General features: G+C 39.6%; 19 protein-coding genes. 14 read left to right on the top strand and 5 right to left on the bottom strand.

The window, feature by feature from the left end:
• The first annotated feature begins 1 nt into the window (after window position 1).
• A complete protein-coding gene (gene dxs, locus LEP1GSC203_RS15210; RefSeq protein ID WP_002974921.1) occupies window positions 2-1,891 on the top strand; it encodes a 1-deoxy-D-xylulose-5-phosphate synthase in 1,890 nt (629 codons plus the stop codon).
• 62 nt (window positions 1,892-1,953) lie between these two features.
• Window positions 1,954-2,439: a tetratricopeptide repeat protein gene (locus LEP1GSC203_RS15205; protein WP_002974979.1), complete on the top strand. Its 486-nt coding sequence runs from the start codon at window positions 1,954-1,956 to the stop codon at window positions 2,437-2,439.
• Here the strand turns inward: LEP1GSC203_RS15205 and LEP1GSC203_RS15200 are convergent.
• Together LEP1GSC203_RS15200 and LEP1GSC203_RS15195 are read right to left on the bottom strand one after the other, a co-directional pair.
• A complete protein-coding gene (locus tag LEP1GSC203_RS15200) occupies window positions 2,436-2,927 on the bottom strand; it encodes a hypothetical protein (RefSeq protein ID WP_002974905.1) in 492 nt (163 codons plus the stop codon). The genes LEP1GSC203_RS15205 and LEP1GSC203_RS15200 overlap by 4 nt on opposite strands.
• A 6-nt stretch (window positions 2,928-2,933) precedes the next feature.
• On the bottom strand, window positions 2,934-3,338 hold the full coding sequence (locus LEP1GSC203_RS15195) for a hypothetical protein (protein ID WP_002974886.1): 405 nt from the start codon (window positions 3,336-3,338) through the stop codon (window positions 2,934-2,936).
• Window positions 3,339-3,421: 83 nt separating this feature from the next.
• Here LEP1GSC203_RS15195 and LEP1GSC203_RS15190 point away from each other — a divergent pair, with 83 nt between their 5' ends.
• A complete protein-coding gene (locus tag LEP1GSC203_RS15190) occupies window positions 3,422-4,108 on the top strand; it encodes a hypothetical protein (RefSeq protein ID WP_002974889.1) in 687 nt (228 codons plus the stop codon).
• Here LEP1GSC203_RS15190 and LEP1GSC203_RS15185 read toward each other — a convergent pair whose 3' ends face one another.
• Together LEP1GSC203_RS15185 and LEP1GSC203_RS15180 are read right to left on the bottom strand one after the other, a co-directional pair.
• Window positions 4,109-5,011 (bottom strand): NAD(P)/FAD-dependent oxidoreductase, encoded by a 903-nt coding sequence (locus tag LEP1GSC203_RS15185; RefSeq protein WP_002974919.1) that lies wholly within the window; start codon window positions 5,009-5,011, stop codon window positions 4,109-4,111.
• 38 nt (window positions 5,012-5,049) lie between these two features.
• Complete coding sequence (locus LEP1GSC203_RS15180; protein ID WP_039938168.1) at window positions 5,050-7,587, bottom strand: cyclic nucleotide-binding domain-containing protein; 2,538 nt, start codon at window positions 7,585-7,587, stop codon at window positions 5,050-5,052.
• 87 nt (window positions 7,588-7,674) lie between these two features.
• Between LEP1GSC203_RS15180 and aroA the strand changes: the two genes are divergently transcribed.
• From aroA to LEP1GSC203_RS15160, 4 genes are all read left to right on the top strand, one after another.
• Window positions 7,675-8,961: a 3-phosphoshikimate 1-carboxyvinyltransferase gene (gene aroA, locus LEP1GSC203_RS15175; protein ID WP_002974896.1), complete on the top strand. Its 1,287-nt coding sequence runs from the start codon at window positions 7,675-7,677 to the stop codon at window positions 8,959-8,961.
• A 180-nt stretch (window positions 8,962-9,141) separates the two neighbouring features.
• Window positions 9,142-10,263, top strand: coding sequence for an AraC family transcriptional regulator (locus LEP1GSC203_RS15170; RefSeq protein ID WP_002974946.1), 1,122 nt, complete (start codon window positions 9,142-9,144; stop codon window positions 10,261-10,263).
• Between the two features lie 137 nt (window positions 10,264-10,400).
• Window positions 10,401-10,826: a hypothetical protein gene (locus LEP1GSC203_RS15165; RefSeq protein WP_002974915.1), complete on the top strand. Its 426-nt coding sequence runs from the start codon at window positions 10,401-10,403 to the stop codon at window positions 10,824-10,826.
• A 111-nt stretch (window positions 10,827-10,937) separates the two neighbouring features.
• On the top strand, window positions 10,938-12,539 hold the full coding sequence (locus LEP1GSC203_RS15160; protein WP_002974955.1) for a hypothetical protein: 1,602 nt from the start codon (window positions 10,938-10,940) through the stop codon (window positions 12,537-12,539).
• Here LEP1GSC203_RS15160 and LEP1GSC203_RS15155 read toward each other — a convergent pair.
• The gene (locus tag LEP1GSC203_RS15155) at window positions 12,517-14,049 is read right to left on the bottom strand and encodes a histidine kinase dimerization/phosphoacceptor domain -containing protein (RefSeq protein ID WP_002974987.1); all 1,533 of its coding nucleotides are present in this window, start codon (window positions 14,047-14,049) and stop codon (window positions 12,517-12,519) included. The genes LEP1GSC203_RS15160 and LEP1GSC203_RS15155 overlap by 23 nt on opposite strands.
• Before the next feature lie 142 nt (window positions 14,050-14,191).
• Between LEP1GSC203_RS15155 and cmk the strand changes: the two genes are divergently transcribed.
• From cmk to fabG, 7 genes are all read left to right on the top strand, one after another.
• On the top strand, window positions 14,192-14,944 hold the full coding sequence (gene cmk, locus LEP1GSC203_RS15150) for a (d)CMP kinase (RefSeq protein WP_039938188.1): 753 nt from the start codon (window positions 14,192-14,194) through the stop codon (window positions 14,942-14,944).
• Window positions 14,945-14,964: 20 nt separating this feature from the next.
• On the top strand, window positions 14,965-16,668 hold the full coding sequence (locus tag LEP1GSC203_RS15145) for a 30S ribosomal protein S1 (protein WP_002974929.1): 1,704 nt from the start codon (window positions 14,965-14,967) through the stop codon (window positions 16,666-16,668).
• A 4-nt stretch (window positions 16,669-16,672) separates the two neighbouring features.
• Window positions 16,673-17,419 (top strand): tetratricopeptide repeat protein, encoded by a 747-nt coding sequence (locus tag LEP1GSC203_RS15140; RefSeq protein WP_002974897.1) that lies wholly within the window; start codon window positions 16,673-16,675, stop codon window positions 17,417-17,419.
• A gap of 3 nt (window positions 17,420-17,422) precedes the next feature.
• Window positions 17,423-18,037, top strand: a complete 615-nt coding sequence (hisG, locus tag LEP1GSC203_RS15135; RefSeq protein ID WP_002974892.1) for an ATP phosphoribosyltransferase — start codon at window positions 17,423-17,425, stop codon at window positions 18,035-18,037.
• 67 nt (window positions 18,038-18,104) lie between these two features.
• Window positions 18,105-18,305: a 50S ribosomal protein L32 gene (gene rpmF, locus LEP1GSC203_RS19615; protein WP_015679024.1), complete on the top strand. Its 201-nt coding sequence runs from the start codon at window positions 18,105-18,107 to the stop codon at window positions 18,303-18,305.
• Between the two features lie 5 nt (window positions 18,306-18,310).
• A complete protein-coding gene (gene plsX, locus LEP1GSC203_RS15130; RefSeq protein ID WP_002974930.1) occupies window positions 18,311-19,333 on the top strand; it encodes a phosphate acyltransferase PlsX in 1,023 nt (340 codons plus the stop codon).
• 75 nt (window positions 19,334-19,408) lie between these two features.
• Window positions 19,409-20,170: a 3-oxoacyl-ACP reductase FabG gene (gene fabG, locus LEP1GSC203_RS15125; RefSeq protein WP_002974939.1), complete on the top strand. Its 762-nt coding sequence runs from the start codon at window positions 19,409-19,411 to the stop codon at window positions 20,168-20,170.
• Window positions 20,171-20,280: the final 110 nt, after the last annotated feature.

Raw genomic sequence — 20,280 nt, 5'->3', positions numbered from 1 at the left:
CATGCCATCGTATCCTTATCTCGACAAAATCCAATTTCCGGAAGACCTTAGAAAGATAACAGAAGCAGAACTCCCCGAGGTCTGCCATGACCTTCGGGAATACATCATCGACACCCTCTCCGATGTGGGAGGGCACTTTGCTAGTAACCTAGGTGTTGTGGAACTTACTGTTGCCCTACACTACGTCTTCCAAACTCCAACAGATAAAATCATTTGGGATGTGGGTCACCAAACCTATCCTCATAAAATCCTTACTGGTCGTAAAAAAGAGCTCCCCACTGTTCGTAAGTGGCAGGGTCTTTCTGGTTTTCCCAAACGAGAAGAGTCTGCATACGATTTGTACAACACAGGCCATGCGGGGACTTCGATCTCCCAAGCATTGGGTGAGGCTTGTGCCCGTGACCTTCTAGGAAAAGATTATAAAGTAGCGGCAGTCATTGGCGACGCCTCCATCGCTACAGGAATGGCACTCGAAGCCATGAATCATGGCGGACATATCAAACCGAATATGTTAGTCATTTTGAATGATAACTATATGTCGATTTCCAAAAATGTGGGATCCATTTCCAATTATCTCAATAGAATTATTTCATCTCAAATCTATAACAAAGGTAAGACGGCATTTTATAGTTTTTTAAAATGGATTCCTCTGATTGGGCCCGCTTTACAAGCGCTAGCCCACAATATGGAAACTTCGTTTAAACATTTTATGATGCGTCCCGGTGGACTTTTTGAAGATTTGGGATTCACCTACTTTGGACCTATTGATGGACATGATGTGAACCGTGTGGTTCAGATGTTACAAAATCTTTCTAAAATTCAAGGTCCCATTCTTTTGCATGTATTAACCCAAAAAGGGAAAGGATACAAACCTGCAGAAGCCGATCCTATCAAATACCATGGTGTGACACCGTTTAACAAAGAATCTGGGAAAATGGCTTCTTCCGATTCAAATAAGATTGGCCTTTCCAAAATTGTTGGAAAAACACTGACCGATTTAACCGACAAAGACAAACGGATCGCAGTCATTACGCCTGCGATGATTGAAGGGTCGGGTCTACGCGAATACCAAGAAACATATCCATCTCATACCTTTGATGTGGGAATAGCCGAACAACATTCCGTTGCATTTGCCGGTGCTATGACAAGCGGTGGTGCCATTCCGTACATGTGTATTTATTCCACATTTCTAACAAGGGCTATGGACCAACTTGTAGAAGATGTATCCCTTATGAATTTGCCTGTTCGGTTCGTGATCGATAGGGCAGGGATTGTTGGCCCCGATGGAGAAACTCACCAAGGACTCTCGGATCTTGGGTATTTGGCTGGCCTTCCGAATATGGACATCATTGTTCCCAGTTCTGCCCAAGATATCATTGATAGCCTTCATTTTATGAAGGATTATACGGATCATCCTATTGCCATTCGTTTCCCGAAAGACAACGGCGACTTACGCGAGTTAAAGTTTGATTCCCCATTTTCAGTGACCAAAGGAAAGGGAAGACTGATAAAGGAAGGAGAGGATTTGCTAATTCTTTCCGTTGGATTTATGTTACCGATTGCCAATTCGGTCGCAGAAATTCTGAAGGCAAAGGGAATGAACGTTTCCGTCGTGGATCTTTTTTGGTTACGACCTTATGATACGGACCTGGTCCATGGACAAATTCAAAAGAACAAACGGTTTGTGATTCTGGATGAAAGTTACATCCATGCCGGTGCCTCTGGATTCCTTCTGAATGAAATCCCATCTTCTCTTTTGGGTAAGTTCTTAAAAACCTTCGCACTTCCTCCCGAACCCATCCACCATGGGGAAAGGAATCAGATTTTGGACCATTACCGACTGACAGCGACCCAAATCGCAGATGAATTGGTAGAGACCTTAAAAAAATAAAAATTAGTTTTACTGAGATTTTTTAAGACATCCGAAAATGAAAGAAAAGTGTGAGGATCTCATTGTCTTCTAGTTCTTTCCAACTTTCATTAGATTTAGCAAAAGACCATTTTAAAATCGGCGATTTAGACCGAGCTGAATTCCATCTCCGTTCCAGTTTAGAATTGGAAGAATCCGAAGAAGCCTATTTTTATTTAGGTTTGGTGCAAAATGCCCTCGGCCAATGGAGTGATGCTCTGACTTCTTATTATAAGGCAGTCAGCTTAAACCATGAATACGGCAATCCTTGCAATGAAATCGGAGTTCTATTGTTACGTATGGGCAATGATAAGGAAGCCGTATATTGGCTTAAAAAATCCATTCGTTGCGAACGTAACGATGCCCCGCATATTTCTTATTTTAACTTAGCTACACTTTACAAATTGTGGAATCGACCAGAAAGATCCTTACAATACCTTCACAAAGCCTTAACTCTTAAAAAAGATTTTTTAGAAGCCAATGACCTTTGGAGAGAATTGAAATCGGATGAAGAGGCTCCTTCGAATTAAGTATAGTCGATAGGGAGAGGCACTAAAATCTCTCCCGTGTACTTGGGAACTTCCATTTTCACCCCGTTCCATTCTAAATAGGTGACACCACCTTCTTCTTCTAAATGATCAGAAAGTTCTCTTGCTGCATTCCAGGTAAATCTATATTTTACTTTTTCTTCTGTAGATCTAAGTCCTAAAAGTCCACCATCACTTGTTTCATAAATTTCAAATTCACCAAAAGGATAACTCCTTCCATCATCGGTAAAAAATACCATTCCAGAATTTGTAAGTTCGACATGGAGGACATGGCATGGAAAACCATCGATGCGAATGTATCCATGTTCGCTTAAGTCACCAAATTTATTTTCGATATAAACACCTTTTTCGTTACCGTGCAGATTGTTACGAAAATACTGTAAGATTTCTTCTTTATCGATTTTGTTTTCTCGAAAGATCCACTCATCTGTTGGGGAAATATAAATTTCAGAGTCAAAGATTCTAGCCATACAATTTTATTTGTACCTATACGCATAACCCTTCCAATAGGGAAGGTTTGATTTTTGTAAATAAGAGTTTGTGGAACGACCTTTTTGATCCATTGTTTCTACAGTCACCGCATCAACCGTATTTTGGTTTTTTTCTGTCATCCAAACTCCGTCAATCTTTCGTCGAAACATATCCTTTTTGACTCGGAGTTCATATTCATCCCAAGTGAGATCTTCTGTATTGCGTATGATTACTTCACCCACGATTTTGAAGAGACGTTTAGGCCTTTCACGTAGGATTTCGACTTCTTCCCAGGATTTCACCTTATAACGGGAATCATTTGGCCTGTAGTCAGGTTCTGGGATAAAATCTACCGTAGAACAACCAATTACGAGTAAGAGTAGGGGAAATAGGGAAAAATTAAACCTCATTCTATTCCTTAGACAAAAATATGCTATACATTGGTAGAATTGCCATAGGATAAGCAATACAAAGATTTAGGCACCAAGCTTTCATGGAAGAAACAGACATAGGGAAACGCAAACGGGAAAATGTACTTAAGATTGGTTACTCAACCTTGGATGAAATCGAGGAAAAAGTAAAGGCCTTTCGAGTCATGAACCAAAATGCCGTAAAAAAACGGTATCTGATCACGCGAGATCCCATCCTAGACCCGCAAGGGAAGGTTCTCCTCGCCAAAGCCCAAGAAATCGATGTATCTGCAGCAAAACTCCTCCGTCGCCACTTTAAGGGTGTCGATATGTTCAAAGTTTTCCAACCGGACGAGGGGCTTGTCATCATTTCTGATATGTCCACCATGGAAGGAGTTTCTTTTTCCATGGACATCGTGACCCAAATCATGAACTTGGGGGGTGGGGCTTACGAAGGTTTTATTGACCGAGTTGATAGTTTTGAAGACTTCATCGGACTACTCAAAAAAAACCTATTCCCCCGCATGATCATTGTTGGTTATTTACCAAAAGAAAAAATCCAAAATGAAATCATCAATTTTGTAAAAGTAAAACGATTGGATAATTACCTTCGGGCTTTGGAACTCACTCATACTGTTTTTAAACCCACCGCTTATTTCCCAAAAATCAAACAAGTGAATATCTCCCAAGAAGACCCCAAATCCTGGGGCCGGTTTGTTGTCGAGATTGTCAGAGAATACACAAGACCTTATTTTGTAGAAGAAGTCTAATTACGATAGAATCATCGAACGGTTGAGCATGGCTCCTGCTATGTTTCCGGAGTGGACTGCATGAGCAACCGATCGAAACATCGATGCCATGTCTCCCACTGCACAAACTCCCGGAACACTCGTTTCATAAAAATTGGTTACTTCGATATGCCCACTAGGTAGAAGCTTACAGCCAAGTTGTTCTGGTAGTTTTGAATTTTGTACAATTGGTAATCTTGTATACAGTGCTTGGATTGGAATTTCCTTTCCGGAAGCCAATTGGATAGCAGAGATTACTCCTTCATTATGAACAAGAGACTTTACCACTTCTGTAATGATAGAGATCCCTTCTGTTTCTAATTTGATTTTTTCTTCTTTCGAAAATTGTATCGGTCCGTTTGTATAAACAGTCAATTGTTTTGACCAGTGCTTTAGAAATTTAGAATGTTCGAATACTCCTTCTTCATTCATCCAAAGCCCGGTTGTATTGCCTATGTTTTCGTAACCATGGCAATAGGGGCAGTGAATGACAGATTTTCCCCAGGAGGAAAGAAATCCTGGAATCTCCGGAAGGATGTCTTTCAGGCCAGTAGCAAAAATAATTTTATCTGTTTGGACTTTTTTAAATCCATTTCCTTGCAAAATAAAACCACCATCTACTGTTTCAATGGATTCAACTTCGCCTATCGTTAGTTGAAAATTCGAATACTGTTTTAAATCTTTTAAAGCCAAAGCCCGAATTTCGCCCGGAGGTTTTCCATCATGGGTGATGAAGTTATGCGAGGCAGGTGTGTTGGCGTTACATGGTTTTTCTGAATCAATGACAAGAACCTGTCTTAATGATCGAACTAAAGACAAAGCGGCGGAGAGTCCGGAAAAACTTCCCCCAATGATGGCAACATCGACTTTTTGAATGGCTTCCATAGATGCAACTTAATTGCATCTATGGAAGTTGGCAAGGATTAAACTTCGTAAAAAGTCAAATTCTCATAAAGTTCTTTGGGCAGGTTTCCGCTGGCATCCATATACTTTTTGTATTTGTTTTCGAATTCCTTGTGTTGGCGAGTGCGCACGTTTTTGAATCGGTTGTGGAGTTCTGCGTAGGCCGGTTGTGTGCTCACCTTTTCTCTGATGTTTTTATGGAATGGGATGTGGCGATAAAAGATGGAGCGAACCACACGGTTGACCCTTTGTACGCCTTCTGCTTCATAACGAATCCACATAGAGTAGTCGTAAGCAAATTTGTCGCGGTCTGTACGGAATCGTTTGAATTCCGAGGAAATTTTCTCTTTGAGTTCTGGGGAAAGGTCTTTACTCTTTTTGAAGAACTGCACATAATCCGTGTAATCTGCTGTAATGGATGGAATACCGACGTTGTTCCAATCGGGACCTAGGATATTTTTACAAAGTTCCCAACGAAAAGCGGCGATGGCTTCCAACATAAAGGTTTTTAAATCTCCCGTCACAAAGTGTGGGATACAAATTCTACCTCTAGATTCTTTGGACCCAGCACCACGGAAAATGGAAAGGTCTTGCCACATCATAATTTTGGGACCAATCGACGGTACGAGGATGAAGTCTGGAATGATGGACCTTTGTACAAATTCACTTTTGATTCCGAGTTCTTCATTGCGGTAAATCACTTCTCGGTTGAAGGCAGTATAATCTACACCTAAGATGTATTGGAGTGCTTTTTCCACATCATCTTTGGAAACAAAACATTTTTCCAAGGGGATCGTAATATGGTATTTTGTCAAAATAGGGAAGTGACTCGCAATATTACCTGAGGTCAAACGTACGTTAGGTTCATACATGGAAGAGATTTCAGATCCAAGCCTTGCGTCCCCTGTATCATAATCAGGTGGGATGTCTTTTTCCGATTTAATCCCTGAATCTTTTAAATCCATTTTGAGTTTTTCAAAGAATGTTTGCCCGAGTTCGTCCACTGAAGTGGGGACTTCCCGTGAGTATATTTTTTCAAGCCAATCCGTTCCGTAGTGGATGGGAGCTGTTGGGTTTCCTCCCCCTTGGTGCAATCGACTCACTAATTCTACAATATGGCCTTCGTCAAGTAAGCTTTCGTCGAAGTAACCGTAACGTAACATAAGTTCCACGGCTTTAGGGGCTTGTTTGCCCGACTGTAGCCATTTGGAGAAAGATTTTTTATACACTTCCCAATAAGTTTTAGCAATGGTTCTTCTGATTTTGCGATTGTCTGGTTCTGGATCCAAAGGGTTTTTAAAGGATTTGAGTTTTACCATTAGGGTAGAAAACTCTTTTACTGAATCTGGATCTGCTTGGGAATAGTTTAGAATTTGGCTTGCCGAATTCATAAGTTCCACTTTAAGAGCTTTGGTATCGATCCCCGCGCGAATGGTTTCACTTCCCTGTGAAGCCATCTCATCTTTATTTTTTTGTGCTGAAAGTTCGTGACCGTATTTGGCAGTGAGTTCTGTTTGTTTTGTTTCTAGTTTGTCTAAACTATTGCCAACACCAGAATAAGGAGAACCAAATATCTGTTTGTATTCATCTAACAAAGATTTGGATTTTTTTAATGCCCATTCTGTTACAGGTAACAAAACAGTGGATGGGATAGTAGAATAACCCGTATTAAACAAATCTAAAGTTAAATTAAATTTTTCAATCAGAGCATTTTCACCAGTAAACATAGTGTTCATCATTTCTGAGAGTTCGTATGTTTCTTTGCTTAATAGTTCAAATAACTCGCGATAGGTTTTCACATAACTTTCTGCAGCACTTTGTAGTAATGTAGGATCTGCTTCGAAGAGTGCCTGCGAAATTTTTGGATTCACTGAAAGTATTTTTCTGATGAAATGAAATTCTGCATCGTTCCATTCCACAGCTTCGCTATAGTTACGCTCAAAAAATTCACCATGATCTTCTTCTAAAAAATTCACAGTGGGTTTGTCGGGAAGCATTCCCCCATGTTCTTGGAACCCAGCCAAGTTGTTTCGGATGAGTTTCATCACTGGGTCAATGATGTTTTCATCTCTTGTGATGAGAGACCCAGGAGTGACATCAGAAAAGATGGAGGGATTTAGGATATAATACACGGCACCTAAGTTGTCCATGGTTTGTTCGAATTTGGATGCCAGTCCTTTGATGGAAAGGACACGTTTGTAGAGTTCGCCAATTTCTTTCAGTAAGGTTCGAACGGCCATCACACCCACTGAAACTTTGGAAGTGAGAGTTTTTTTTGCATTGGCTTGGTTCATCACGTAAGTGGATACAACACAAGATGTTTTGGCGCGAATGGTATAAGGATAAGGAGTTCCTTCTAGAAGAGCAAAGATACCTGGTGTTAGGTTTGCACCTTCTAAACTATAGAGAACAATGCTTATATCTCCGAGAGTGGTTTCCACTCGAACCGATCCTTCATGTAGGATGTTCATGGAAGTCGAGGCTTTGCCCCCGATGAAAAGGACTTCACCTGGATTGACTGGGATCTTTTGGTTATTTTTACTGGTATCTAGAGGCATTTGGTTGTTCGTTTGAGAAACCTTGGTTTCCGTCAAAAGCTACTAAAGAAGCACCAAATTGCAAAATACTTTTTAGAAAAATACAACATGTTGCAGCCCCAAATCAAATTAAGTGCCAAAAAAGAAATTTATGTCCCTGGAGATAAGTCGATCTCGCATAGATCTGTTCTCTTTAGTGCACTCTCCCAAGGAAAATCGGAAATTCATGGTTTTTTAGAAGGAGAAGATCCTCTTCATACCTTACATTGTTTTGGAAGCTTAGGGCTTTCGGTGGAATCCATAGGAAAAGGAAGTTATTCCGTACAAAGCCCAGGAAAAAATAACTTAAAATCTCCTGTTGGTGATTTGGATTTTGGAAATGCAGGGACGGGGATCCGTCTTTCTGCAGGTCTACTGGCAGGGCTTCCACAAATTTCGGCCACTCTAACGGGAGATGCCTCTCTTTGCAAACGTCCGATGGCAAGGATCATGAACCCACTGCGGGAAATGGGTGCTGACATTGTTTCTGTAGAAGGAAATGATAGGGCTCCCCTTCGTGTGACAGGAAAACAATTAACAACTTATTCTTATACAAGTCCTATTGCTTCGGCACAAATCAAAAGTGCTTTGGTACTTGCGGCCTTGGCTTCTGAAATTTCTATCGATTACAAAGAGTCAGAAGTTTCGAGAGATCATACAGAAAATATGATTCGGTTTTTGGGTGGAAATATCACACACCATTCGCCAGTACATTTTTCTGTTAAACCACCATATCATTTTACAGGTGCTAAATTTGTTATTCCTGGTGATATCTCCAGTGCTGCCTTTTATATTGTATTTGGTCTTTGTGCGGGGGGAAGTGAACCTCTCCTCATACGCAATATTGGCCTCAATCCTTCTCGAGTGGGAATTTTAACTGTCTTAAAAAACATGGGGGGACATATTGAAGTCACCGCCAAACGACAGGAATGTGGTGAAGAGATTGGCGATTTACTAGTATATCCATCAAAACTAAAACGGTCTGTGATCACCGAAGATCTCATCCCCTCAATCATTGATGAAATTCCTATTTTAACTATTGCTGGCCTTTTTTCGGAGGGCGGATTTCAAATCTCTCATGCAGAAGAACTCCGCGCTAAAGAATCTGACCGAATCCAGTCCATGGTTACCAATTTGGAAAGACTTGGAGTGAAGGTAAACGAATCGAAAGATGGATATGAATTCGGGGAAGTGAAAGACATTCAAACTTGTGCCATAGAAACTTTTATGGACCACAGGATTGCAATGAGTTTTGCCATTCTCTCTAAACTTTCGAACGTTGAACTAACGTTTGATGATACGAGTTGGGTGGACACAAGTTTCCCTGGGTTCTTCGATATTCTAAAATCATTTTAAAAATCCGTTTCGATCGAAACGGACAAATTGTGTTTAAATTATTTTAGTCTATGTCTATTTGTATTGTGATTATATTTCTTTCCTGAAGGAAAATGAATGGTAGTCGAATCAGAATCAAATTCTCTTCTAGTCTAAAGAGAACAAATAAACCCATCATCTGCGATGGAAACTGGTGTAACGATGTCTTTCTTTTCTCAAAATTACAATGATTCCATAAACTTCTTTCTTTTGTTTTCATCACTCCTCGGTTTATTATATGCGATCGGTGAATTCTTCAGTTACCATAAAAGTAGAAAACAAATCCTCCTTGGAATCATCTTTCTCGGAACAAGTTTTCTTTTATTTCACTTTTATCTAGTTTCCTCAGGCACAATCAAAGGGTTGTATTATCTTTTTCTCACTGACTTACCTGTTGTAGCAGGCATTGGTGTTTTGTTAGATGAATATTTTCTTACCGTTTTAGAAGGGAAATTTCGTTCTTTTCGCAGATTATCTTATCGAATGGTTCCTTTGTTTTTATTCCTCGTTTCGATATTGATCTGGAATGTTTGGCATAAAGATTATTACTTAGGAAATTCTGAAACACCTGCTCATTCCTTTTTGGATCGTCCACTTCTACTCGTTTTGCCTGCGATTCTAATTTATATTTGGTGTATGTTACGAATCTTTAGAAGGATATCAAAACAAATTCGTTTTAGTACACTTAGGAAAAAACCCACTTTAAAGATTGGCCTTTTGATTGTTGGTTTTTGTTTGGCACTCTCTCTACATGGTTTAAAAACTTTGGTTTTTGGCGGCCAAAATTCTCACCAAGTAACCGGTGTGGCCATTGGACTTTTTTTCTGTTTTTTATATGTGCTTAGGCAATCCTATCCTGATTTCTTTTTGGAAGTTCGTAAGATTGTAGAAGAAGAAAAAAAAGAAAGAATTTCTCAAATTTCCAAACTGGATCACAACCTAATTCGTAACAAATTACAAGATCTGTTTGAAACAGAAAAGATATACCGAGAAGAAAAACTTAGTCTCCGCGAACTTTCCGAAAGAATGGATCTTAGTTCTCACCAACTCTCTGAATTTCTAAATATGGAAATCAAACTGAGCTTCTACCAGTATACAAATCTATACCGAGTGAAAGAAGCTAAGGAAAAAATAGAAAAAGAACCGGAAAGGTCGCTTCTTGCGATTGCTTATGATGTAGGTTTTGGTTCTAAATCTACTTTTAATGAAGCCTTCAAAAAAGAAACAGGAACCACTCCGAGAGAATATAGAGAAAAAATCCTAAAAAAACATCCATCTCGATAAATTCGGACGTAGTTTTCATTCCAATTCGATCGAACCAGACGATTTGGATTCTTTTTCGTAGTAGGATGGATTCAAGTTTTTAGCGCAATGGTTTGAAACATTCTACTAAAAACAAATTTGATTCAAAGGATTATCCCATGAAAAAGAAAATTAGTTTAATATTAGCAATCGTGTTTGCAACTCAAGCAGCATTCGCAGCGCAACCAAATCAAATGAGCGTAAGAGAAGCCGCAAACGTACTTGTAAAGAACGGAATGACAGCTAAAGAAGCGAACGAGTATCTTAAGGCGCATATCACTCCACAAGAATTTGTCAGAATTAGCAGAGAAATTAAAAATGCTGAATTTGCAGGTACTCTTGATCAAGATATGGATAAGATCGTTTCTTCCATTCAGTTAAAAAAATCTACAGGAAACTACCTTCACGGAAATAACTTCAAAGTTTTTGAAAACGTACTCGCTTCGGTGACTGTGGTTGCAGTAGTAGGTATCCTCATTCATACTGGTGGACTAGGAAACGTGGTCTCTGGTGGAATGTATGATTCTGTGGGACTTGGATTCTAAGTCTTATTGAAACTTCAAAATAAAAATTTAAGAATCTTGTTTCTAGACATTCATCATGACAACTAGAAACAAGATCTCTTTGTAAAAATAAATTCAATAGAGTAATAAACAATGAAGAATACACAGTCTCGAAGTGTTCTTTGGATACAAAGAACCTACATCTTATTTTCTATTTTCGCTTTATTCTTTGGGTTACAACTAAATGCAGAAGGAAAAAAAGAAAACCAAGTTTTGGATTGGGAAGGAGAACGAAAGCAGTTCGTTCACAAAATCATAAATATAGAAGAACTAGGCCTAAAATCCCAAACTCATTATATTCTAGAAAATTTTGCCATCCACTCTGGTGTAGACCAAACACCAATTCCCATCGAACAAGTGGAAGGAAATCTGAAATACCTAACTTTAGGTTACCAATTACGTAAAATCGAATCCAAATTTAAATCGATTGCCCTTACATCAGGTTCCAAAGAAAAAATCACTGAATTTAATCCTAAAGTAAGAATTCGAGTGGATGCACCTTACGCTTATTCACCGACAGATTATTTTGATACCAAAGTATCTCTGAAAAATACAGCTTTAGCCATTCCCCCTTCCGAATCTAAAGGAAGTTGGAACAGTGAGTTATGGTTTGCTCCTAAATGGGATTTCCCTTTTTTTGGAAGATTTGCATTTGATCGAATTATAGATACTGCCTCTTGTCCTGATGCCATTTATCATGAGTATACTCATTTGATTACTGGAAAATATTTGGGAAACAATGCGATCGGTCGTTCGCTTGCAGAAGGGATTTCGGATTATTATGCAGCGTCTTTAATAGATCATCCAGAATTATACACTCACAAAACATGTGAAGCGGTGAAACGCCAACTTCTAGTTTCTTCTTTTCGTTTGGACAAAGAAATTGGGTATTATGATTCAACGATTGAATCAGATTTCAAAAAAGATTTTGTTTATATACCATCATTACTTTGGCAATATAGAAAATTTGTGGGTACTGAGTTAGCAGATGTTACCATCTTTCAAGCCATCGCCAAAACAAATGCGGGAGATCGTTTTTTCCCCGAGTTTATCAATACTCTTTCTACTTCTCTTTATAAAGAGATAAAAAAAAGAAGTGGAGAACAAATAGCTACCGAGTTGGTTCAAAAATTAGAGAATACTGTTTGGATTCCTCATGGAGTGTATTCGGAGTACAGTCAAAAACAAACCGTATTTTCCATTTTCCCCAAAAACATGGTTCGTATTCCAAATTCTGATGAAAAGTCTAATGAGTTGTGTAGTGATAAGAATGAATTGGAATTTTTTTGGAAAGAAGTAAATTTGGAAGAACCCACACTTAGGTTTTATTGGAATTGTAACCAAGTAAAACTCCCTCTAGTCATCCAAATGGACCAAACAAATCCTGCTAATTATTTGATACAGTCTAATTTGCATTTTATCAATGGAAAACTTAGGTTTGCAAGCCAAAGTGCAGAGAATCCAAATCCAAAATTATCAGAAGAAAATAAAATTTTATATCTTATCATGTACAATTACATTAAGGATAATTATTTCTATCGGAAGACTATGGAGAAGGAAATTCGTTTGTACTTAGATAGTGGAAACGATCTTAGTCATGTAGAAAATATTCGTATGGAATTTGCCTACCTTGGAAATTCCAAAAAAAGATTTCGATACACATTCCCAGTTTCTAAGGATGGGTGGTTCGAATAGGAAATACAATATGAAACTCTGCTCCGGCATCTCCATTAAACATGAGTTTGCCGGCGAGTTGTTTGGCTAACATCATCACCAAAGTCAAACCAAATCCAAATTTGTCTGAATTGGAATCCTTATGTGCAAATCCCTTTCCATTATCCTTAACCAACAAATGAATTTCGTTATTTTCTTTCCAAGCTTTGATTTGGACTTCTAACTCTTTGGCATTTCCACCAGCATATTTTAAACTGTTGGTAAGAAGTTCGTTGGTAATAATTCCTATAGCCTGAAGTTGTTCTGCAGTGAGAGAAAAGTTCCCGATTTCGATATTTATATGAACTGGATAGGGGAACAGGGATATGATCTCGTTGGTCAATGGGATAAGGTATGCATCTAAAGGGAGTTCATGGAATGCCATTTGTAAGTAAAGTTTATCATACAATAGGGCCATGGTTTTGATACGACTGGTTGCATCTTTTAATGAATTTCGTAAAGCTTCGTTTTCTTGTGACCCTGCTTGGAGATCCAAAAGATTGTAAAGGATTGTCATGTTGTTTTTGATTCTATGGTGTACTTCTTTTAGAATCATTTCCTTTTCAGAAAGAAGGGATTTCACTTTTTCTTCCGCTATTTTCCTTTCAGTAACATCGTGGATGATGGAAAATAATAAGTGGCGGTTGCTTGTGTCAATAGGCGTAGAGTAAACTTCTACTTGTTTGATGATTCCATTGGCCAATTTGTGTGGAAAAGAAAAATAACTCCTTTCTTCGGCGAGTGCCCGCATCCTCTCTTGTTTTATCTCCTCTTCAGGAAGCATATTGATTTCATTAATTTTCATTTTTGTTAGAATTTCATGAGGATATCCGTAAAATTGAACGGCCGTTTGGTTGGCATTGATGATCTCACCTGAATTTGGTTCGATGATGAGCATTACTGAAGAATTCTTTTCGAAAAAATCACGGAACCTTCTTTCGCTTTCTGTTAGTTTGATTGATACATTGAATTTTTCTATGGTTATGCTAACTAGGTCAGCAGTCTCTGAGATGATAAAGATATCAAATTCATTGGGGCTAGCGATCTCATGGTGGTAAATAGCAAAGGTACCAATGGTTTCATTAGTGTGGGATTTGATTGGTTCCGACCAACAGGATGCAAGTCCGACACTGAGAGCAATTTCTTTGTAGTTTTTCCATAAAGGACTTGTTCCTATATCTTCTACAATGACTCGTTTCCCAGTGTAAGCTGCCGTTCCACAAGAACCAGTTTCAGGTCCTATGCTCACTCCTTCAATGGCTTCGTTAAAAATTTTGGGGAGAGAAGGGGAAGCCCCCATTCTGATTTTAGAATTTTCAATAAGCACTACAGTGCAAATCATGCTCGGGTTGAGAGTTTCAATCCCAAGAACAATTTCGTTTAGTATCTCTGTCAGTGGTGTATTTTTGACAATGAGCTCTAAAATTCCGCTACGGAAACATTCGAAGTCAGCAATTCGTTCTGGATCCAGATTGCGGTTTCTAAGTTTCACAAGTATCCACCGAGTGCCACTGATCCTATAATGAAAAATATACATGTCAAGGGAAAATCGTTTACCATCGGTTAGCCTTTCCTTGCCCAAAGAATTCCTCTGGACGAAATCAATTCCCGTTCTACCATTAGATTATAAACTTATGAGTACTCTGAATATTGAAAATGTCATCGCCATTGATGGACCAGCCGGCTCTGGAAAAAGTACACTTGCCCGTATGATCGCCCATAAAATTGGGTATCTTTACTTAGATTCAGGAGCCTTTTATAGAGCATTAACGCTCGCTATATGGGATAAGTTTTTGGAAACCAAAGAGGATGAGTCTAAGTTTCCTTTTTATACAGAAAAATTGGCAGATGCCAGTCTACTCGAAAAGGACGAAGAAGAGTTTGGCTATTCCGTGGCAAAAATTCCCGTACATTGTGAACTTTCTTCTACGGGAGAAAATTTAATGTATTTGGGAGAACGAGACATAAGTCATGAAATCCGCGATCCTGAGATCACAAAAAAAATCCGTTACATCGCCCCCAGGCGAGCCTTTCGAGAGATTCTAAACCACCATATCCGCGAATTCGCAAAAAGCCATAAACTGGTCATGGACGGTCGGGATATTGGAACCGAAGTTTTTCCCAAGTCGAAATTTAAATTTTTTCTGACCGCCTCTGTGGAAGTGCGGGCCAAACGCCGATACGATGAATTAGTTACAAAAGGCTTTAAAGCCGACCTAAAACACATCCAAGAGGAGATTGTGGCTCGGGATGAAAGTGACACCACCCGTACTGTGGCCCCCCTGAAACAGGCTTCGGACGCAATCCTGATTGACACGAGCACCCTCGACACGGAAACTGTCCTAAATACTATCCTGTCCAAGGTTTCATCCTCTGGGCAAATCTAAGTTTTGTATCCCGGTAACCATTGAATTCAACCAACCCATCCTCCCCCAAAAATGAGACCACTTCTTCCTTCGGCGAATTATTAGAGAAGTGGGAATCGCAGTCACAAGCACAAGAACAAGAGAACTCCGCAGGAAAAGGTACCCTCATTGAAGGGACTGTAGTCGATGTCATCGGTGACACTGTTTTCCTCGATATCGGAGAGAAATTGGAAGCTCGTGTTTCTCGTGAAGACTTCTCAGAAACGCCAAAACGCGGTGAGAAAGTCAGTGCGATCATTAAGAAGCGGGTCGACGGATACTGTGTCCTCTCCAAAAAAGAAGCGGACCAAAGAGTTGGTTGGGAAACCATCAAAGACGCAAGTCAAAACGGATACCCCCTTTCTGGAAAAATAGTAGGAGAAGTAAAAAACAAAGGTTACCTCGTAGAAAGCGAAGGCATCCAACTTTTCCTTCCTGCCTCTCACGTAGGGGTAAGGTTTAAAGAATCCACAGAAGGTGGAAAAGAATTTTCCTTCAAAATCATTGAATTAAATGAAAAAACGAGAACCGGTGTGGTCTCTCGCAAAACCCTTCTCGACGAAATCAACGGTGAGAAGTGGGAAGAACTCCTTGGCAAAGTAAAAGTGGGAGACAAAGTAAACGGGAAAGTGGTGAAGATCGCCAACTTTGGTGTTTTCCTTTCTGTTTACGATGTGGTAGGTCTTCTTCGCCAAAACGATATTTCTTATAAAAAATTTGCTCCTTTCAAACAGTACTTCAACATCGGCGCCGAAGTCGAAGTGATTGTTCTTGAAGTAGATAAAGAGAATAACAAACTCTCTTTAGGGATCAAACAACTCTATGAAGATCCATGGATTTGGGCGAAAAAAGAACTCGAAAAAGGTATGGTGGTGCGAGGAATCGTTACCTCTCTTACTAACTTCGGTGCTTTCGTTGAACTCAAAGAAGGATTGGAAGGTCTTATCCATACTACAGAACTTTCTTGGGCAAAAAAACCACCACATCCAAAAGATGTTTTGAAAAAAGGCCAAGAAGTTGATTCTGAAATTTTAGACATCGATTTCGAAGCAAGACGTTTGTCTCTCGGACTCAAACAACTTCTTCCTAACCCTTGGGAAGCTCTTTCTGCTAACGTTCGTGCCGGAAACGTGCTCGAAGGAAAAATCACTGGAATCACTAAATACGGTGCTTTCGTGGAAGTAGAAAGTGGAATCGCAGGACTCATTCATATCTCCGACATCACTTGGGATGAAAAAGAAAAGAATCCTTTAAACCTTTTGAAAAAAGGCCAATCGGTTCAGTACAAAATACTCGATGTGAACTTAGATGCACAACGAATCAGCTGTGGTTTAAAACAACTATCAGAACACCCATACGAAGCTCTTCGCAAAAAATACCCACCGGGTACTCTGGTAGAAGGTCGTGTGAAATCCATTGTTAGCTTTGGAGTGTTCGTAGAAGTAGAACCAGGTTATGAAGGACTTGTTCACATTTCAGAAATTCCAGATGGTCGTAACATTAAGTTAGAAGATCTTTACAAAGTGGGTGAATCCGTTCGCACAGTGGTTGTAAAAATTGAACCTAACAATAAGAAGATTTCTCTCTCTATCAAAGATTTTGATAAAGCGGTAGAACGTGAAGAGATGGCAAAATACATGAAAGAAGACAACCAACCTTCTCGTGAATCCATCGGTTCTTTTATGAATTTAAACCAAAACCGATAGGTCCATGGATAAGTTTCATAAAAAAAACCCACTCGAACAAAAGAAACAAGCCGAACTCATCCAAAAAGATGAGTTCGCTGATTTTGAAGGTTCCAAAGCAGAACTCGCTTTTTTAAAGTTCACACATTTTTTAGCTCGAAACCGTAAGTCTGTTTTTATCAGTCTTGCTTCCGCTATTGTTGTGTTAGCTGTCATCATCGGATTTTTCGAATACCGTGCTTATCTTTTTGAAAAAGAAACGGTAACTTTGGAAGATTTGAAACTCACCCACCAAAAATCAAAAGTGGGGCTTGATGCTCAAATCCAAAGTTTAGAAGTGTTTTTACAAAACCAAAGTACCGGTAAAATGGAACTTCGGGTTTGGAAAGACCTCTCGAAACTCTATGCGGAAAAAGGGGAATTCGGAAAAGCTGCCGGATACTTGGAAGATGCTGCTAAAAAAATTGATACTCCTAAAGAAATCAAAGCCCTTTATTTTTACATTGCTGGCAATTACCGAGAACGGGAAAAAAACAATGCGAAGTCTTTAGAAAACTATAAGATTGCTGCTACCGTGATTGAACCTGCTAGAGAACTGAATGGATTTAAAGCTTGGGCTTATTACCAAGCGGGACGATTGTCTTACCTTAACGGGGATAAGGCGGGAGCCAAGCAGTATCTGGAAAAAGCAGTTAAGTTGGAAAGTGCAGAATCTGGAGAAGATGTGAAACTCCTTTCCAGTTATTTACTCTTAAAACTCGGGAAAAACTAACCTATGTTGACTTTGGCTCTTCCGAAAGGTAGGCTTGCCGAAGAAACTGCAATTCTTTTGCAATCCAAAGGATGGCTAAACACTTTGCCATCCGAAGGTTCAAAAGAACTTACCTTTGTCTCAGAAGACAAACGTCTTCGTCTTTTATTTGTCAGATCCCAAGATGTTTGCACCTATGTGGAAGAAGCTGCCGCTGACGCCGGAATTGTAGGTTGGGACATCCTAAAGGAAGGGGGATTTGACCTGATTGCTCCAGTGGATTTAAAACTGGGAGCCTGTCGGCTCTCTCTTGCCTCTTTTCCCGACTTTGATCTATTTGCAAAACGCTCCAAAGTGCGAGTGGCGACCAAATACCCTAACCTGACTCGGGAATATTTTTTTTCCAAAGGGATTTCTTGCGAAATTATCAAACTTTATGGTTCGATTGAACTGGCGCCGATTGTAGGGCTTTCCGACTGCATTGTGGATTTAGTTTCTACCGGGGGGACATTAAAAGCCAATGGACTGAAGGAATTTGAGTCCATTTTATACAGTACAGCCCGTTTGGTATGCAATCGCTCCGCTTTTTATCATAAACACACCGAATTACGGTCTCTTATCGAGAGCCTAGAAAATTAAAATATTGTTTTCACATTCGTTTTCCAAAACATAGTAAAAACCAGTTATAATTCCATAGAGGATAGCCATGGCAGTCCCAAAGAGACGTAAATCAAAATCGAAAGTTAGAACGAAAAGAGCCCATCACGCGATAGGCAAGCCTAACTTAAACCCGTGTTCCAATTGTGGTTCATTTGTTCTGTCCCACCGTGTTTGCCCTTATTGCGGTTTTTATAAGGGAAAACTCGTAGTCGCTCAAAAAGTTAAAAAAACGACCGAAGATAACTAACCATTATGTGGGTCGCCGTGGACGCGATGAGCGGAGATTACGGCCCTGAAGGTATCGTCGAGGGCGCGGTACTGGCAGTACGAGAATTCGGACTGTCAGTTTCCTTAGTTGGCGACGAACAAGAGTTACTTGATATCCTGTTAAAATTTGATTATGACACTGAGAAAATCCGTGTCATTCATTCTACCGAAATCATAGGTATGAATGATTCTCCATCCATAGCAGTCCGCGCTATGGAGGATTCTTCCGTAGTCAAAGCAGTTCGTTTAGTGGCAGATAAAGAATGTATCGGTGTGTTTTCTCCGGGAAACACAGGTGCTACTATGGCTGCCGCATTACTTCACTTAGGTCGCCTGCCTGGCGTTCTACGACCTCCCATAGCTGCTCATATTCCTAGAGAAGAAGGACCACCTGTTCTTTTGTTAGACGCTGGCGCAAACGTTGATTGTAAACCTGAATACCTTGCTCAATTTGCTGTGATGGGTGAAATTTATGCCCGTGAACTTTTTGGAATCCAAAATCCAAAAGTTGGAATCCTCTCTAATGGGGAAGAAGATAAAAAAGGAAATACAGTCTCTGTCAAAACCTTTGACCTGTTAAAAAAAATACCATTTAACTTTGTCGGAAACGTAGAAGGCCGCGATCTTTATGGTGGTGGGCGTGAAGTGGATGTTGTTGTTTGCGATGGATTTATAGGGAACATTGTTCTGAAAGCAACAGAAGGACTTGCTAAATCTATATTCAATGTTTTAAAGAATTCTATAAGACAATCAAGTCTTGCTCAAACAGGAGCATTGCTTTTAAAATCAACTTTTACAGCTGTAAAAAAACGTTTAGACTATGCGGAATATGGTGGTGCCCTTCTTCTTGGTGTAGAAGGGATTTGTATGATTGGTCATGGTTCTTCAAATGCACTCGCAGTAAAAAATGCAGTGCGTGTCATCTCAGAGTGCGCCAAACACGGAATTAACGATCGAATTCGAACAAGACTTGGCGAATACAAAACTCTTTTGAGTGATTCGGTATAAATACAAAAGGATTCATTTAGATTCATTTCATTTAGAAAATACTTTAGGAATTAGAAAAGAAGAGGAAAAAACCAAATGATTAGTTTATCAGGAAAAACAGCCATCGTAACAGGCGGGGCAAGAGGAATTGGAAAAGCAACTTGTTTGAAACTTGCTTCTCTTGGAGCCAACATCGTTGTAGCGGATATGAACCCAGAAGCAACCAATGCTACTGCGGAAGAATTAAAATCCAAAGGTTACAAAGCGATTGCAGTTGTGGCAAATGTTTCTGTTGAAGAAGATGCACAAAAACTAATTGATTCCGCTAAAAAAGAATTTGGAACAGTGGACATCCTTGTGAATAACGCTGGGATCACTCGTGATACACTCCTTATGAGAATGAAAAAAGAGCAGTGGGATGCTGTCATTGCAGTGAATCTTACTGGAACTTATCTTTGTACACAAGCAGCCATCAAAGTCATGATGAAACAAGAAAATGGTGGATCTATCATCAACCTTTCCTCTATCTCTGGTGAAAACGGAAACATTGGACAAACAAATTATTCTGCATCCAAAGCAGGTGTGATTGGTTTTACAAAAGCTGTGGCTCTTGAAATGGCTTCTAGAAAAGTTCGCTGTAATGCGATTGCTCCCGGTTTTATTGCGACTGAAATGACAGAAGCTATCCCTGAAAATATCAGACATGGTATGGTACAAGCAATCCCACTCAAACGTGCTGGTCTTCCAGAAGACATCGCTAACGGAATTGCATTCCTTGCATCGGATGCCTCATCCTTTATCACAGGACATATCTTAGATATCAATGGTGGTGGATTTTTACCAGGTGGCGGTCACTAAGATAAAATAGATCTTATGGATTGTTGGTCAGGATGAAAACATCATGGGCAACATTTAAAGTAATCCAAATATGATTGATTTAACAATACCCCTCTTTCCGGATAACGACC

This window comes from Leptospira terpstrae serovar Hualin str. LT 11-33 = ATCC 700639 (assembly GCF_000332495.1).
In the GTDB taxonomy this organism is placed as follows: Bacteria; Spirochaetota; Leptospiria; order Leptospirales; family Leptospiraceae; genus Leptospira_A; species Leptospira_A terpstrae.
The sequence above is the reverse complement of the archived record's forward strand: the minus strand, read 5'-3'. Positions and strand labels throughout refer to the sequence as shown.